The organism is Castellaniella ginsengisoli (assembly GCF_040955415.1).
In the GTDB taxonomy this organism is placed as follows: Bacteria; Pseudomonadota; Gammaproteobacteria; order Burkholderiales; family Burkholderiaceae_B; genus Castellaniella; species Castellaniella ginsengisoli.
Map to the genome: position 1 here is coordinate 2,880,027 of NZ_CP158257.1, position 16,351 is coordinate 2,896,377.

Genomic DNA, 16,351 nt, shown 5'->3' on the forward strand with positions numbered 1-16,351 from the left:
CGCCCCGTCAGTGGCGCGCCTGGGCGATCAGGCGGTCCGCATAGGCTTGCCACCCCTCCTCGGCTTCGACATCCGCGAACAGCCCCCGGGAGGCCAGCCCGGCCACCCAGTCCTGCTTTTCAGCGGTCGCGGCGGCCATCCAGGGTTCGAACCCGGCTTCGCGCACGGTATTGGCGACCTCGCGCATTTCCTCGGCGCGACGGCGGCCATGCTGCACGACGCGGCTGTAGAAGTAGCGGCCTTGTTCCGTCCAGTCGATCGAGGGGAAGGTTTCCTGCAGCGTGGGCAGCACGTAGTCCTCGACGCCGTAGGCGCGCGCCGCCGTATAGCTTTCGATCACCAGGGCTTCCAGCCCCTTGATCATCACGCTGCGGCACATTTTGATGGCCGAAGCCACGCCCAGTTCGGGAGACACGGCCGTGGCGTCCATGCCAAAGGCGCGCAGCCTTCCGGCCAGCGCCTCGGCATGCGGCCCGCCCAGCAGCATCGGCACCCGGATGCCGTAGGGCGGCACAGAGGTCATCACGCCCGCCTCGACGTAGTGGCCGCCCGCCGCTTCGATCAGTTCGGCGGCCTGGCGTTTGGCCCCCGGCGAAGCGGAATTCAAGTCCAGAAAGACCGTGCCCGGCTGCAAGTGCGCGGCCGCCTCGCGCGCCACCGCCACGGTGTTCGACGCCGTGACGGCGGAAACGACCAGGTCGGCGGCGGCGCATAATGCCGCCGCAGAATCGCACAGGACGACGCCATCGTGCGCCGCACGCTCGCGCAGCGGGGCCGCGATGGCCGCATCGGCCAGTTTGATGTCCCAGGCGTGGACGCTGCCCACCTGCGCCTTGAGGCCGCCGCAGAAAATACCGCCGACCTCGCCGTAGCCGATCAGGCCCAATCGGGTTTCTTGCATAGCGCTCGATGCTCCATTCAATGAGTCAGAAACTGGCCCGGCGCAAGCGGCGGACCGCGAAGCGTCATCAGGACGCCGGGAATTGTTCCGTATCGATTTCCGCCTGGGTCGCGGCTGCGTAGCGCGCGCCGGCGACCCGGTCGCGGCTGAACAGCCGCGCCAGCACGCCGCAGGTCTCGGCGTCCAGTTGCACGCCAGCCGCCGCGAGATTCTCGTCCAGGTGCGCCAGCCGGGTGGTGCCGGGAATGGGAATGATGTGTTCGCCCTGGTGCAGCAGCCAGGCCAGCGCCAGTTGGGCCGGCGTGCAGCCCCGCTCGCGGGCCATCTGCCTCAGCGGCGTCAGGAGCGCCTGGTTGTGCTCGAAGGCGCCGGGCTGAAAACGCGGCATGCGCCGCCGTAGATCGGCGGCGTCCAGCGCGGCCGCATCCGGCACGCCATCGGCCAGGAATGCCCGCCCCAGCGGGCTGAAGGCGACCAACGCCGCACCCAGTTCACGGCAGGCTTGCAGGACGGCGATTTCGACCTCGCGCGACCACAGGGAATACTCGCTTTGCACGGCGGCGACCGGATGGACGGCGTGCGCCCGGCGCAATGTGGCGGCGGAAACTTCGGACAGACCGATGTGCCGGATCTTGCCCGCCCGAACCAGATCCGACAGAGCGCCGACGCTGTCTTCGATCGGCACCGACTTGTCCCAGCGGTGCAGGTAGTACAAGTCGATCACGTCGGTACGCAGACGGCGCAAGGCGTCTTCGCACGTCTGTCGAAGCGTGTCGGGCCGGCCATCGATGCGGCGCTGGCCGTTCTCGCGGAAAATCCCGCATTTGCTCGCCAGCATGAATCGGCTGCGATGCGGGGCCAGCACCCGGCCCAGCAGTTCTTCGTTGTGGCCGAAGCCGTAAAGCGCCGCCGTGTCGAACAGCGTCACCCCCCGGTCCAGCGCCCCGAGCAGCAGAGCCTCGGCGGCGGCCGCATCGGCCGCCGGGCCGTAGCCGTGGCTCAGGCTCATGCAGCCCAGGCCAATGGAAAAAATCGGGCGGCCGGCCAGCACGCGTGTCGTCGTGATCGTCGTCATGACCCGATTATCCCTGTATCCGCCCGGCCCGGTAAGGCCTGACGCCCGACTAGCAGCTATGCCGGATTGCGATGGAAGCCGACTCAATCCTTTCGTTATTGCTTACCCGGATCCTTGACCGCCTCGATCGTGTCGAACTCGACATTCTGCAAGAGGCCGTCCACGCGCTCCACCTTGCGGATGTAGACGTTCTGGATGATGTCGCGGGTCCGCGAATCGATTTCGACCGGCCCGCGCGGGCTGGCCCACGCCAAGCCCTTGACCGCCGCCATGAAGGCATCGCCTCCGGCGTCACCCCCGGTCTTTTCCAACGCTGCGCTGATCAGCCGCATGCCATCGTAGGCCGCCACAGCCACCATATTGGGGCGCGTGCCGGGATAGGCCCGGGCATAGGCCTTGACGAAAGCCGCATTTTCCGCCGAATCATGCGCCTGGGAATAGTGAAACGAAGTGATCATGCCCAGCGCATTGTCGCCCATGGCCGCGAGCACGTCTTCGGTGACCACGTCGCCCGTGGCCAGAAGCCGGATGCCGGCATCGGCAAGCGCTCGCTCGGTGTAGCTTTTGGCAAAAGCCACGCCTTGCTCGCCGTTGGGTACGAACAGGAAGATTGCGTCGGGCTTGGCATCCTTGATCTTTTGCAGGAACGGGGCGAAGTCCGGGCTGGTGAGCGGGGTATGCACTTCGCCGATCACCTCGCCGCCCGCCTCGGCAAAGGTCTTCTTGAACTGGGCCGCCGCATCATGCCCCGGCCCGTAGTCGGCCACGGCGACGTACACCTTGTGGATACCGTTGGCCGCCGCCCAGCTCGCCATCGGCGCAGCCACCTGCGGCAAGGTCATGGAGGTGCGCACGATGTAGGGCGATTTCTCGGTGATCGAGGATGTGGCTGCGTTCAGCACCACCATCGGCACCTTGGCCTCCGTCGCCAGAGGCGCCACGGAAAACGCGCCCGGGGTCAGGCCGAAGCCGGCCAGCACTTCGACCTTGTCCTGGATGAGCAGGTTCTGCGCCTGGCGCTTGCTGATCGACGGCGATACCCCGGTGTCGTCCTTCTCGATCAATACGATCCGGCGGCCCGCCACCGTGTCGCCGTGCTCTTTCAGGTACAGCCGGGCGCCGTTGACCATCTGCTGCCCCGTCGAGGCGAATGGCCCGGAGAGCGGCAGGATCATGCCGACCTTCAGATCCCGGACCTGGGCCTGGGCCGCGCCCAGCCCGCCGGCCGCAAAGACGCAGGCGGCCAGCAATTTACCGATCATATGCTTCACGGTTGTCTCCTTGTCTTGTCATCGTGAAAAGCGTGCACTGCCGAAGGCGCCGGTCCCGCATCTAGAGATCCAGCACCAGCATGGGGGTTCGCGCACGCGAGCAGCACGGCGTGAACTGATCATTGGCCGCGTGTTCGGCGTCCGTGAGATAGGTGTCCCGATGATCGGGGATGCCCTCTTGCACCCCTGTCAGGCAGGTGCCGCAGATACCTTCCTCGCACGACACCGGGATGAACACGCCCTGCCGGTCCAGCGCCGATGTGATGGTCTCGTCGGCCGGAATGTCGAAGACCTCGCCGGTGCTGGCCAGCCTGACCTGAAACGCCGTGTCTCCCTCGGCCGGGGCGGCGGGGCGCTGATCCTCGTCCAGGGCGAAACGCTCGAAATGGAGGCGGGCTTCATCCACACCCGCGCCGCGGGCCTGGCCGAGAATGAAATCGATATAGCCCGATGGCCCGCAGACGTAGACGTGCGTATCCGCACCGGCCCCCGCCAGGACGGCCCGCGCATCCAGAGCGGTTTGAGGTTCGTCGTCGAAATGCACGCGGGCATGGGCCGCCAGGGCCGTGCCCTGGATCTCGTCCAGGAAGGCGGCCCGCTCGCGGGTGCGGCAACTGTAGTGCAGATCGAAGGCGGCGCCGGTCGCCAGGAGACGGCGCGCCATGCACAGCAGGGGCGTGATGCCGATCCCGCCCGCGAACAGCAGGCTGCGCGCGGCCGGCACCAGCGGAAAACGGTTGCGCGGCGAGCTGATGCGCAACAGATCCCCCACCCGCACCTGATCGTGCACGGCGGCCGAGCCCCCCCGCGACTGCGGCTCGCGCAGCACACCGATCAGGAAATGGGCACGCTGCAGGCAATCGTTGAGCAGGGAATACTGGCGGATGAAGCCGCCCGGCAGGTGCACATCGATGTGCGCGCCGGGGGAGAACTCCGGCAGCAGGCCGCCGTCGGGATCCACAAGCTCAAGGCCGACGACATCCTCAGCCACCTGGTATTTGCCGGCGACCCGCACGGACAGGGATTCGGTGATCATGTCTTTCTCTTTCCAATCGGTCCGGCGCAAGCCGGGCCTGCCATCAAGCCCTCAACGGGTTGCGACCGCGGCTTCGGCCTGGATCAGTTCATCCAGCACCCGGCGCGCCCGCACGCCGCCGGCATCGATGTTCAAGGCCAGCAGCCGGCGGCCGGGAAAATTCTGCTGATTGCGCTGCTGCGCCTCCAGCACGGCCAGATCCTGGCTGAAGATGCGGCCCTGACCCTCGCGGATCGCATGGGTCAGGGCGGCGTCGTCGGGCTTGAAATGACGGGCCATGCCCCAGAAATACCAATGCGAGGACTCGGTCTCGGGCGTCATGAAATCGACGACGATCGCCGAAACCTTGTCGCGGGGATCGGCTTCCATGCCGCCCTTGCCCGCCAGCGCCACGCCCACATCGATCAGCACGTGGCCCGGCGCGGAAAACCGCGACACTTGCCAGCGGTCGACAAGCGCCTGGTCGTCCAGGCCGTTGGCGCGCATGGCCGCCTGCCAGAAAGGCGGCGCCACGATGCCTTCCATGACACGGCTGGTGACGACATGGCCGTCTTCCATCCGGGTCACGACCGGCGCTTCGTCGATCTCTCCCTGGCCGATGCTGTCGGCATGGACATAGGCCTCGTGGGTCAGGTCCATCAGATTGTCGATCATCAGCCGATAGTCGCAGCCGATATGATAAAGCCCTCCGCCATAGGCCCACTCCGGATGATCGGCCCAGAACAGTTCGGGGATGGATGCTTCGTCGGCCCGTTCGGGATCGCCTGGCCAGATCCAGACGAAGCCGTGCCGCTCCACCACCGGGTAGCTGCGGATGCAGGGAAACCCGTTCACCCGCTGCCTGGGCATGGAGACGGCCTTGCCGTCGCAGCCCATGACCAGGCCGTGATAGCCGCACATCAGGTGGCCGTCCACGACGACGCCCAACGACAGGGCGGCGCCCCGGTGGGGGCAGAAATCCTCCAGCGCCGCGGCCTTGCCCTCCGCGCCCCGATAGAGCGCGACGGGGAGACCGCAGATCGTGCGGCCCAGAGGCTTTTCGGCAATCTCATCGGGGGTACAGGCCACGTACCAGGCATTCTTGGGGAACATCGTCGATCTCCTGGCGGGCCGGCTGCGATCGCGCGGCCCGGACTTTCGTTCAAGACAACATTCAGTACACTGAATATTTAGAAGTATCTTATTTCCCCATCTCACGATGCCCTATCGGTGCTTTCCCTTAGACCTTGTCTGGAACAGGGTTTTTCGCGGCCTCCGCGGCAAGCCTGGACCGCGCCGTCGTCAGCGGCGCCCGGCTCTGGTGATTGTTCACATCCACGAGCTTCTGCAGCAAAGTCATGAACTGGGTTTCTTCCTCGGGGGAGAACTTCTCGAAAATGCGCCGGTGCAGGCGGGCGATCGCGTCGTTGAGCGACCGCAGCAAATCCCGCCCCTGCCCAGTCAAGGTCAGGATCCGCTGGCGGCGGTTCGCCGGATCCACCTGCCGGGAGAGCAGGCCTTTTTCCTCCAGCCGCATCGCCACGCTGGCCGCCGTGGACGTATCGATCGCCGCCAGCCCTGCCACGGACACCTGATCGACCCCCGGGTTGTCCAGCAGCACGCACAACACGGCATACTGCATGGGCGTGACCTGGCTGCCGATCTCATCGTGGAAAATCGACGCGGAAATCTGCTGAGCGCGACGCAGCAAATGGCCGGGCTGGATATAAAGAGGTTCTTGCAAGATCGGATCGGGCATGCGGGCATCTCGCCTGGGGCCGCCGGGCACGCGACCCAAAAAAGAAAACCGGCGGGCGCCACCCCCGCGCCCGCATTCGATTATCGTTCAGACCGGGCCGCGCGCGCGAACCCGCCGGCGCGCGCCAGCCCTTTTTCCCGCCTTCAGGAGCCCCTCCATGAACCACGAACGCCCCACCTTCGTCCTGTTGCACGGTCTGCTGTGCGACGCGGACACCTGGGCCGATTTCATCGGCCCGCTCTCGCGCCTGGGCCACGTCCTGGCCGCCGACCTGAGCGGCATCGGCGCCTTGCACGATGCCGCGCGCGACGTGCTGGCCCGCACGACGGGCCCCCTGATCGTGGCGGGACACTCGATGGGCGGACGCATCGCCCTGGAAATGGCGCGCCAGGCGCCGCAGCGCTGCCGCGCCCTGATCCTGATGAACACGGGCTATCAGGGACTGGGCGAAGGCGAAACCGAAAAACGAATGGACCTGGTGCGCACCGCCCAGGCTGGAGGCATCCAGGCCATCGCCGAACCGTGGCTCGACGGCATGATCGCGCCCCGGACCCGCAACGACGCGGCCCTGCTGGGCAGGATGCGCGCCATGATCCTGCGTTCGACGCCGGCCTCGTTTGCCGGCCAGATCCAGGCGCTGATTGAACGCCGCGACGCGACCGAACTGTTGGGGCGGCTCGCCTGCCCCGTGCTGTTGATGAGCGGGACCGAAGACCGGTGGAGCCCGCTCGATCGCCATGCGGAGATGGCCTCCAGGGTGCCGGACGCGGCGCTCGAGGCCATCGAAGGGGCCGGCCACATGGCGCCCTTCGAGGCGCCGGCGACCTGCCTGTCCGCGATCACCCGCTGGCTGGCGCGGCGGCGGCTGGCCGGCTGAGTTTCCCGGATCAGGCCGGCTCGAGCACCAGCAGCCCGGTAGCGGTGTTGGAGATCGGTACGTGATAGTGCGCATGGTGCTGCCTGACCGGCGTATCATCCAGCGCGCCGCGCGCCGCCACCCACATCAGCAGCTCGATGCCTTGTGTTCCGGTCAGTTCGACCAGATCCTCGTTGGAATACTGGGTGATCCAGGTGGGATCATCCACCAGGCTGTCCATGAACTGCAGGTCGAAAGGTTTGTTGATGAAACCGGCACGTTCGCCGTCGAGCTGGTGCGACAGGCCGCCGCTGGCGATGATGAGCACGCGCCGGTCATCGTCCCAGGACTCGATCGCACGGCGCAGCGACTGCCCCAGCCGGTAGCAGCGCGCCGCCGAGGGATACGGCGCCAGAACGGTGTTGATGCACACCGGCACGATTTCCACCGGCCACTCCCCGGCCTCCTTGTCTTCCGGCCAGAGCAATGCCAGCGGCAGCGAGACCGAATGGTCGACCAGGGCTTCCTGGCAAGTGGTGATGTCGAACTCGTCGGCCACCAGGGTCTCGACGATATGCCAGGATAGATCCACGCAGCCGCGCGCGGCCGCCAGCGGCGGAATGCCCCAGCCTTCGTCGGCGTTGCGGTAGACGTCCGCAGCGCCCACTGCGAAAGTCGGCATCTTGTCGAGGAAGAAATTCAAGCCGTGGTCGTTGTGCACGACGACCACGACGTCCGGCCGTTCGCGCCCCAGCCACTCGCGCGCCTTGCCATAGGCGTCGAAAAAGGGTTTCCAGTACGGGTCCTGCTGCTTCTGGCGGGCCAGCGCGCCGCCGATGGCCGGAACGTGGGATGTGCTGATGCTGCCGATGATGTGTGCCATGATCAAGCTCCTGCTGCAACGAGTTTGGCCTGGAAGGCCTCTTTGGTGACGCCGGTCTGCTGCGCGCCGATATCCTGCATGTCCAGACCGAAGATGCCGGCCAGCTTGGCCAGATAGTACGGATGTCCGCCAGCGGCCATCATGCGCAGGACCTGGCGGCTGCGGACGGCTTCTTTTTGTGCTTCCGTCAGGTGATAGCGCGTCATGTAGGCTTCTTCGTCCTGCAGGAAGGCTTTGCGGCATTCAGCCGCATTGAAGCTGAAGCACATGCGGTTCAGGGCGTACCCGATGCGGGCCAGGTCGCCGTCGAAGATCACGGTGCCGGGGATCTGGCGCCGGCGCGCGCGGATGGATGTTGTCATGAGTGTCTCCTTGAGAAGGGTGCCGCCGCGCCGGTATCGCGGCGGGTACGGACGGATTCATGGTGACCCAGGACGAGAAACTGGAGAATGGACTTTTGATTTTTAAAAATGTACATTTCGCAGATAACCGCCCTACCAACCGGAGGCCTCCATGGAATCCCTGACTCCGGCGCCCCCGGCCCGCGACCATACCGCCATCCCCATCTACAAGTTATATGGCTACGGCAACGTCTGGACGACCTCGGACCCGCTCTATTGCGAAACCATCGCGGCACAAGAAAAATTGCACAATTGGCATGTGTCGGCCCACAAGCACACGGACCTGTTCCAGGTGCTGTTCCTGGAATCCGGCGCAGTCACGGTGATCCTGGATGGGCAAGCCAGCACGCTGGGGCCGGGACGGCTGGTGCTGGTTCCGCAGCGGGTCGTCCACGAGTTCATTTTCCGCCCCGGCTCCGGCGGCTACATCCTGACGCTGACCTACGCGCTGCTGCATGCGTTGTGCATGCGCTTCGGATTGGCCCTGAGCGCCGCCACCGATCCCGCCGTGCTGGCCATGGACGAAGACGATTCAGGCCGGCACGCCGCCCTGAGCTTCCATCAACTGGACCGTGAATACCGCAGCTTGCACAGTCCGCAACGCGGGCCGCTGCTGGAGTCGCTGCTGGCGGGCATCCTGGTCTGGATCCATCGGCGAGGCTATCCGGCCGATACGGCGGCCACGGGCTCCGATCCCGGCAGCCAGCACCTGGCGCGCTACGCCCGGATGATCGAGGAGCACCATGCGCACCAGCACCGGGTGGCCTGGTATGCGCAGCGCATCGGCGTGACGCCCGCCCACCTGAACACCATCGTTCAGGCCCTGGCGGGCAAATCGGCGCTTGAATTGATCCACGAGCGGCTGCTGCTGGAAGCCCGCCGCGAACTGATCTACACCCCGCGCACCATCGGCGCGATCTCCGATTCGCTCGGGTTCGCGGACCCGGGCTATTTCACGCGGTTCTTCAAGCGGCTGACGGGCGTTTCGCCCAAGGATTTCCGTCGCCGGGCGCTGACGCCCGGCGACGATCAGACCACCGGTTCGTAGGGCAGGCCGACGTAGTTCTCCGCAATCGTGGTCAGGCCGGCGCGGGTACTGGTGTAGTAGTCTTGCTCGGCCTTCTGGATGCGCTGGCTGAACGCATCGTCATCGAAGGTATGCAACAGCATGCTCATCCACCAGGAGAAGCGTTCGGCCTTCCAGACGCGGCGCAAGGCGATTTCCGAATAGCGGTCCAACAACTCGGGACGCCCGTCCAGGCAGGCCCCGCGCAAGGCGTGATAGAGCGTGTATACGTCGCTGGAGGCCAGATTCAGTCCCTTGGCGCCGGTGGGCGGCACGATATGGGCGGCATCGCCCACCAGGAACAGATTGCCGAACTTCATCGGCTCGGCCACGAAACTGCGCAACGGCGCAATGCTCTTTTCGAGAGAAGGGCCGGTCACCAGCTTGCCGGCGACGTCCTCGGGCAGGCGGGCCGACAGCTCCGCCCAGAACCGGTCGTCCGACCATTCATCGACATGCTCCGCCAGACTGCACTGGATGTAGTACCGGCTGCGCGTGGGCGAGCGCATGCTGCACAACGCAAACCCGCGCGGATTGTGGACGTAGATCAGTTCTTCCTCGACGGGCGGCGTATCGGACATCAGGCCCAGCCAGCCAAAGGGGTACACGCGCTCGAATTCCTTGATCTTGTCCTTGGGCGCCGATTTGCGCGATACGCCATGGAAACCGTCGCAGCCCGCGATGTAATCGCATTCCAGCGTCTTTTTCTGGCCCTGATGGGTGAAGGTGACGCGCGGTTTGCCCTCCAGGAAATCGTGCAGTTGCACATCATCGGCTTCGTAGTAGATGGGCGCACCGCTGGCCTTGCGAGCATCCATCAGATCGCGCGTGACTTCAGTCTGCCCATAAACCAGCACCGACTGCCCGGTGAGCGCCTTCATGTCGACATGCTGGCGCCGTCCCTGGAAGACCAGATTGAAGCCGTCGTGCACCAGGCCTTCACGATCCATGCGCTCGGACACGCCAGCCTCGCGCATCAGATCGACGAAGCCGTATTCCAGCACGCCGGCGCGGATGCGGCCCAGCACGTATTCGGGGGTATGGCGCTCCAGGATGACATTGTCGATGCCGCAGCGATGCAGCAGTTGACCCAGCAGCAGCCCCGAAGGGCCGGCGCCGATGATGGCGACTTGTGTCTTGATGTTCATGTCTTCTCCGTGCTTGTTTCAGATGAGGGCTCCCGGCCTTCCGGGGAGGCGCAGGCTCCGCAGGCCGGATCCGGCGCTGCGGATCCCCGGGAATCGGGCATGCGAGAGATAGTGCACCGGTCCGGCCGTTTTTTGAATGGACTTTTGAGGATTAAACTTGCCAATATGAAATATTTTGATCAGGCCCCGATCTTCAAGCTCTATGGCGGCCGGGACGAGTGGTCCCGGTCCGAACGGGTGCATTGCGAAACCATTGCTTCGCGCAGCCGCTTGCATCATTGGCATATCCGCCCGCACCGGCACGCCGGGCTCTACCAGATCCTTTATCTGCACCGGGGCCGCGCCGTGGTCTGCCTGGACGAGGCGCGGCACGCCGTGCAGGGGCCGGCGTGGGTCGAAATCCCGCAGGCTTTCGTGCATGGCTTCGAGTTCGACGAGGACTGCGCCGGCCACGTCGTCACGATCGCCTACCCCCTGCTGCAACACTTGATCCACCTGCTCGGGCCGCGCGCCGTCCCGCCCTCCCAGCCGGTCATCCACACCCTCGACCGCCATGACGGCGCCGGCCTGCGCGCCGCCTTCGCGCACCTGAACGCCCAGTATCTGTCCCGCGACGATTTCCGCGACGCGCGCATCGAGGCCTGGCTGACCCTGATCTATGCGCGGCTGCGCAGCCGCCATCCTGGCGCAGATCCCGAAGGCCCGCGCCGGGCCCGGGGCCTGGAACATCACACGCGCTTCGGCGAACTGCTGGAGGCCTCGTACGCTGTGCATCACGACGTGGCCTGGTACGCCGCCCGGCTGGGCATGACCGCCGCCCACCTGAACGTGATCACCCGCGCCCACGCCGGAAAATCTCCGCTGCAACTGATCCACGAGCGGCTGGCGCTGGAAGCCGGACGCAGCCTGATCTACACATCCATGACCATCGGCGAGATCTCGGATGCCCTGGGATTTTCAGAGCCAGCCCATTTCACGCGGTTCTTTCGCAAGGCGGCCGGGGAATCGCCCCGGGCGTTCCGCCAGCACGCCTGGGATCAGGACGAGGTGCCGCCCGAGGCGGCCCCGGTCCGGGGCTCGCCGCGCACATAAGCCCGCCGGTCGATGCCGTAACGGCGCAGCTTGTCGTAGAACGTCTTGCGCGGCAGCCCCAGGGCGGCCAGCGCGCCCCGGATGTCACCGTCGTGCGCGGCCAGGGCCTCGCGGATCAGTTCGGCCTCGTAGCGCTCGATCCGCTCGGGCAGGCTGCCCGCATCCGGCGCCGTTGTGCAGGAAGCACCAGCCGGCATCGGCTGCACGCCCAGCACGCAGCGATCCGCGACATGCGCCAGTTCGCGCACATTGCCGGGCCAGTCGTGCGCCATCAGGCGACGCCACAGCGCGGGATCGGGCTGCGGCGCCGGACAGCCGAAGCGCCGGGCGGCCAGGGCCGCAAAATGAGTGAACAGCAGCGGGATGTCCTCGCGGCGTTCACGCAGGGGCGGGATGTTCACCGTCACGACATTGAGCCGGTAGTACAGGTCCTCTCGAAACTGCGCGCGCAGCGCCGGATCGCCCAGGTCGGCCTTGGTAGCGGCCACCACCCGCAAATCCACGGTCCGCTGCTCGTTGGTGCCCAGCGGCGCGACCTGGCGCGTTTCCAGCACCCGCAGCAGCCGCACCTGCATCGCAGCGGACATGCTCTCGATTTCGTCGAGGAACAGGGTGCCGCCGTGCGCATGTTCGATGCGGCCCACGCGGCGCTTTTGCGCGCCGGTGAACGCACCGGCCTCATGACCGAACAGCTCGCTCTCGACCACCGATTCGGGCAGCGCGCCGCAATTGATGGCGACGAAAGGCGCATCCCGCCGACGGCTGAGCCGGTGCAGAACCTGGGCCACGACTTCTTTGCCGCTGCCGGTCTCACCATGGATCAGGACGTCCACATCGGCATCGGCCACATGGCGCAGCAGTTCGCGGATCCGCACCATGGCCGGGGCATCGCCGATCAGCATCGATTCGGCGGCATCGGCCCCGCCCGCGCCCGAGGCCTGCGCCTGCAGCCGGCGGTTTTCCAGGACCAGCCGCCGCTGCGCCGTGCCGTGCCGGATGGCGGCCAGCAGCCGTTCGGGCGCATACGGCTTGGACAGGAAATCGTAGGCGCCCTCGCGCATGGCACCCACAGCCATCTCGATGTCGCCATGGCCGGTGATGAGAATCACGGGGATTTCGGGATCGAGCCGCCGCACGTGCCTGAACAGCGCCAGGCCGTCCATGTCGGCCATGCGCACATCCGTGACCAGGACGCCCGGGAAAGTGTCGGTGAGGATGTCCAGCGCTTCGCGCGCGCCCGCGCAGGCCTGTACGGACACCCCCTGCAGATCGAGCGCCTGCGCATTGGCATGGCGCACGTCCGCGTCGTCGTCCACGAACACCACATTCATCGGACTCATGCCGCTTCCTCCATCGGCTCCAGCACCACCTCGAACGCCGCCCCCAAAGAGACGTCCAGCGCACCGAGCGAGCCGCCGAACTCGACGAGAATGTCGCGCGAAATCACCAGCCCCAGACCCACGCCCTGCGGGCGGGTGGTGAAGAACGGTGTGAACAGGTGTTCGCGCACCTCCGGGGCGATGCCCGGCCCATTGTCCTCGATCCGCACCCGGACCCGTCCGCCGCCACGCTCGACGCTCAGACAGATGCGCGGCTGTCCGGTGTCCGCCAGCGCCTCCAGCGCGTTGTGCAGCAGATTGACGAAAACCTGTTCCAGGCGCATGGCGTCCGCCCGCACCCGGGGCGACGGCCCGGTGCGCCGGTCCTCCAGGTGCACGCCCTGCCGGCCCAGGCGCGGGCCGACCAGCATCAGCGCACCATCCAGCGCCGCGTCGAGATCCACGGCCTCGACACAAGCGGCCCGCTTGCGTGAAAACGCCCGCAGTTCCTGGGTGATGCTGCCGATCCGTTCGGTCAGGCGGGCGATCGTCGACAGGTTCTCATGCGCGCGGTCCGGCCGGCCTCGCCGCAGGAATTCACCGGCATTGTCGGCATAGGCCCGGATCGCGCCGACCGGCTGGTTGATCTCGTGGGCCACGCCGGCCACCACCTGCCCCAGCAGCGAGAGCTTGTTGGCCTGGACCAGTTCGTCCTGCATTTCATGCAGGCACGCCTCGGCCCGGCGGCGTTCCTCGATCTCGTCTCGCAACCGTTCGTTGGCATGCCGCAACTCGTCGGTGCGCGTGCGGACCTCGGCCTCGAGCGCATCGCGCGCGGCCAGTAACGCCCGGGCCCGGCGGCGCCGCTGCGCGGCCCACCACCCCGCCATGAACAGGACGGCCAGCATCAGCAGGGTCAACGCCTGGGCGGCCAGCACAGCCTGGGTGAGCGCGGCCGACACGGGGCTGAGCAGGTGCAGGCGCCAGCCGTCCATGCGCGCCACCGGCTGTTCGATGTGCAGAACGCGCGTGCCCTTTTCCAGGCCGGCCGCCGCGCGCGTCAGACGCCACAGGGGCGCCGAGGACCAATCCTCGTCCACCAGCATCGAAGACAGGGGCAGCAGGTCCATCGGCGCCGCGCCGAACTGCAGGCTGGCCCGAACCCGGTCGTCCTCCTCCGGAGACATCGGCTGCGCCACCCGGTAATGCCAATCGTCCGGATAACCCAGCAGCACCACTTGGCGGCTGTCGGTCACGAACTGCGGCATGCCGCTACGGGCCCAGGCCGATTCCAGATCGCGGAAACCGATCTTGAGCACGACCACACCCAGCGGCCCGTGCGCGCCATCGATCCGGCGCGACAGATACAGGCCCGCCTCGTGGCTCACCACCCCGAGAGCGAAATGCGCGGCATCCCGACCCGCCATGGCCTCCGTGAAATAGGGCCGGAAGCGGTAATCATGGCCGACGAAGGAATCGGGTGCGCGCCAGTTGCTGGCCGCCACCGTCCAGCCGGTCACATCCAGCACATAGACGATGGCCGGCCCCAGATCCCGCCCCAGAACTTCCAGCCGGCGGCTCAGGTCTTCCAGAGCGCGCGGCTCGGGGGACTCGAGCACGCCCGCCAGGGCCGTGTCCTGCGCCAGCACACGTGGAATGGCGCAGTACTTGTCGAGCTTGTGATTGAGCGCGGTCAGGCTCAGTTGGGCCGAGGCGCGCGCCTGGGCTTCGATATCCCGCAAAGCGCGCTCTCGCGCCCAATGGCCGGCGCCCCAGAGCGCCCCCGCCAGCAGGGCGGCTCCGGCCGCGGCCAGCAGCCAGCGCGCCGCCCAGGCAAGCGCGCGGCGTCGCGCGGTGCGTGAAGAAGCGGAAGGGTCGGGCAGGCGCATGAGAAAAATGAGCGGAATTTCGGACATTTTAACGCACCTCTGTGCGATATTTCGCACAAAAATGGCATCAGCCCCCGGAGAGCTCGGCGCACAGATATGAAATAACTTTTCAGATCAAATAGATAAAGGAGAAATACTGGGACGGAAGAAAACTGGCATGTCGTTTGCTTTGATCCTTCCCGGCACACCGGTAAACCGGCGCCACCGCCCTTTCAAAGAAATGCCGGACCGATGACTGCGCAGGCTTTCGCCCGGCCTTGTCTGGAGACACAGACCATGATCGACATCCCGCCCCATGCCGCTCCCCCGCGCGCACTGCCGTTCTACCGGATCCTCTACGTCCAGGTGCTGTTCGCCATCGCGGTCGGCATCCTGCTCGGCCACTACGCGCCCGGCCTGGGAGAAGCCATGAAGCCCCTGGGCGACGGCTTCATCAAGCTCGTCAAGATGATCATCGCCCCCGTGATCTTCCTGACCGTGACGACCGGCATCGCCGCCATGAGCGACCTGAAGAAAGTCGGCCGCGTCACAGGCAAGGCCATGCTGTATTTCCTGACGTTCTCGACCCTGGCCCTGATCATCGGCATGATCGTCAGCCACGTCGTGCAGCCCGGCGCCGGCATGCACATCGATCCCTCAACCCTGGACCAGGGCGCCGTGGCTACCTACGTGTCCAAAGCCCACGACTCGACCATCAGCGGCTTCCTGATGAACATCATCCCGGACACGATGCTCAGTCCCTTCGTCAGCGGCGACATCCTCCAGGTTCTGTTCATCGCCGTGCTGTCGGGCATCGCCCTGGCCATCATCGGAGAACGCGCCAAGCCAGTGCTGGACCTGCTCACCGCCCTGGCCGCCCCAGTCTTCAAGATCGTGGAAATCCTGATGAAGGCCGCACCCATCGGTGCCTTCGGCGCCATGGCCTTCACCATCGGCAAGTACGGCATCGGTTCGGTGCTCAATCTGGCGCTGCTGGTGGGCACCTTCTACGTCACGGCCGTGCTGTTCGTGCTGTTCGTGCTGGGAGCCGTGGCCCGCTACAACGGCTTCTCGATCCTGAAACTGGCGCGCTACATCCGCGAAGAACTGCTGCTGGTACTGGGTACGAGTTCGTCGGAAGCCGCCCTGCCGACCCTGATGCAGAAGATGGAAGGCGCCGGCTGTTCGAAGTCGGTTGTGGGCCTGGTGATCCCTACGGGCTACTCCTTCAACCTGGACGGCACCAACATCTACATGACCATGACGGCCCTGTTCATCGCCCAGGCCTGCGACATCCCCCTGAGCCTGGGCGACCAGATCCTGCTGTTGCTGGTGGCCATGCTCAGCTCCAAGGGCGCGGCCGGCGTCACCGGCGCGGGCTTCATCACGCTGGCGGCCACACTGTCGGTCATCCCCTCGGTGCCGGTGGCCGGCATAGCCCTGATCCTGGGCGTGGACCGCTTCATGTCCGAATGCCGCGCCCTGACCAATCTGGTGGGCAACGCCACAGCCGCTGTGGTCGTGGCCCGCTGGGAAGGCGAACTGGACAAGCGCCGGCTGGATGCGACTCTGGCTTCAGGCGAAATGCCGTTGGAACCGGGCACCGACGTCCACCCGTCCCTTCCGGCCGAAGTCGAAGGCCAGGCGCAGGCCGCCTGACCCAGGCGGCGCCCGCACGCTGCCCTGTCCCCGGAAAA

At 66.3% G+C, this 16,351-nt stretch carries 15 protein-coding genes; 4 read left to right on the forward strand and 11 right to left on the reverse strand.

The window, feature by feature from the left end:
- Positions 1-7: 7 nt before the first annotated feature.
- The 6 genes from ABRZ00_RS13700 to ABRZ00_RS13725 form a co-directional block, all read right to left on the reverse strand.
- Positions 8-901: a DUF1932 domain-containing protein gene (locus tag ABRZ00_RS13700; protein ID WP_368641588.1), complete on the reverse strand. Its 894-nt coding sequence runs from the start codon at positions 899-901 to the stop codon at positions 8-10.
- Between the two features lie 67 nt (positions 902-968).
- Positions 969-1,976, reverse strand: coding sequence for an aldo/keto reductase (locus tag ABRZ00_RS13705; RefSeq protein WP_368641587.1), 1,008 nt, complete (start codon positions 1,974-1,976; stop codon positions 969-971).
- A gap of 95 nt (positions 1,977-2,071) precedes the next feature.
- Positions 2,072-3,238 (reverse strand): ABC transporter substrate-binding protein, encoded by a 1,167-nt coding sequence (locus tag ABRZ00_RS13710; RefSeq protein WP_368642832.1) that lies wholly within the window; start codon positions 3,236-3,238, stop codon positions 2,072-2,074.
- A gap of 70 nt (positions 3,239-3,308) precedes the next feature.
- On the reverse strand, positions 3,309-4,283 hold the full coding sequence (locus tag ABRZ00_RS13715; protein WP_368641586.1) for a 2Fe-2S iron-sulfur cluster-binding protein: 975 nt from the start codon (positions 4,281-4,283) through the stop codon (positions 3,309-3,311).
- A gap of 51 nt (positions 4,284-4,334) precedes the next feature.
- Complete coding sequence (locus tag ABRZ00_RS13720) at positions 4,335-5,375, reverse strand: Rieske 2Fe-2S domain-containing protein (RefSeq protein ID WP_368641585.1); 1,041 nt, start codon at positions 5,373-5,375, stop codon at positions 4,335-4,337.
- 127 nt (positions 5,376-5,502) lie between these two features.
- Positions 5,503-6,021 (reverse strand): MarR family winged helix-turn-helix transcriptional regulator, encoded by a 519-nt coding sequence (locus ABRZ00_RS13725; RefSeq protein ID WP_368641584.1) that lies wholly within the window; start codon positions 6,019-6,021, stop codon positions 5,503-5,505.
- Between the two features lie 157 nt (positions 6,022-6,178).
- Here ABRZ00_RS13725 and ABRZ00_RS13730 point away from each other — a divergent pair, with 157 nt between their 5' ends.
- Positions 6,179-6,898 (forward strand): alpha/beta fold hydrolase, encoded by a 720-nt coding sequence (locus tag ABRZ00_RS13730; protein WP_368641583.1) that lies wholly within the window; start codon positions 6,179-6,181, stop codon positions 6,896-6,898.
- Positions 6,899-6,908: 10 nt separating this feature from the next.
- Here ABRZ00_RS13730 and ABRZ00_RS13735 read toward each other — a convergent pair whose 3' ends face one another.
- Both ABRZ00_RS13735 and ABRZ00_RS13740 read right to left on the reverse strand, forming a co-directional pair.
- Positions 6,909-7,760: a class III extradiol dioxygenase family protein gene (locus ABRZ00_RS13735; protein ID WP_368641582.1), complete on the reverse strand. Its 852-nt coding sequence runs from the start codon at positions 7,758-7,760 to the stop codon at positions 6,909-6,911.
- A gap of 2 nt (positions 7,761-7,762) precedes the next feature.
- On the reverse strand, positions 7,763-8,122 hold the full coding sequence (locus tag ABRZ00_RS13740) for a protocatechuate 4,5-dioxygenase subunit alpha (RefSeq protein ID WP_368641581.1): 360 nt from the start codon (positions 8,120-8,122) through the stop codon (positions 7,763-7,765).
- A gap of 151 nt (positions 8,123-8,273) precedes the next feature.
- On the opposite strand from ABRZ00_RS13740, the gene ABRZ00_RS13745 reads away from it, so the two are divergent.
- A complete protein-coding gene (locus ABRZ00_RS13745) occupies positions 8,274-9,209 on the forward strand; it encodes a helix-turn-helix domain-containing protein (protein ID WP_343835442.1) in 936 nt (311 codons plus the stop codon).
- Here the strand turns inward: ABRZ00_RS13745 and pobA are convergent.
- The gene (pobA, locus tag ABRZ00_RS13750; RefSeq protein WP_368642831.1) at positions 9,191-10,369 is read right to left on the reverse strand and encodes a 4-hydroxybenzoate 3-monooxygenase; all 1,179 of its coding nucleotides are present in this window, start codon (positions 10,367-10,369) and stop codon (positions 9,191-9,193) included. The two genes, ABRZ00_RS13745 and pobA, sit on opposite strands and share 19 nt — an antisense overlap.
- A 171-nt stretch (positions 10,370-10,540) precedes the next feature.
- On the opposite strand from pobA, the gene ABRZ00_RS13755 reads away from it, so the two are divergent.
- On the forward strand, positions 10,541-11,467 hold the full coding sequence (locus tag ABRZ00_RS13755; protein WP_368641580.1) for a helix-turn-helix domain-containing protein: 927 nt from the start codon (positions 10,541-10,543) through the stop codon (positions 11,465-11,467).
- Here the strand turns inward: ABRZ00_RS13755 and ABRZ00_RS13760 are convergent.
- Positions 11,413-12,798 (reverse strand): sigma-54-dependent transcriptional regulator, encoded by a 1,386-nt coding sequence (locus tag ABRZ00_RS13760; protein WP_368642830.1) that lies wholly within the window; start codon positions 12,796-12,798, stop codon positions 11,413-11,415. The two genes, ABRZ00_RS13755 and ABRZ00_RS13760, sit on opposite strands and share 55 nt — an antisense overlap.
- A 5-nt stretch (positions 12,799-12,803) precedes the next feature.
- Entirely contained in the window at positions 12,804-14,702 is a 1,899-nt protein-coding gene (locus tag ABRZ00_RS13765) for an ATP-binding protein (protein WP_368641579.1), read from the reverse strand.
- 249 nt (positions 14,703-14,951) lie between these two features.
- Here ABRZ00_RS13765 and ABRZ00_RS13770 point away from each other — a divergent pair, with 249 nt between their 5' ends.
- Positions 14,952-16,313, forward strand: coding sequence for a dicarboxylate/amino acid:cation symporter (locus ABRZ00_RS13770; RefSeq protein ID WP_368641578.1), 1,362 nt, complete (start codon positions 14,952-14,954; stop codon positions 16,311-16,313).
- Positions 16,314-16,351: the final 38 nt, after the last annotated feature.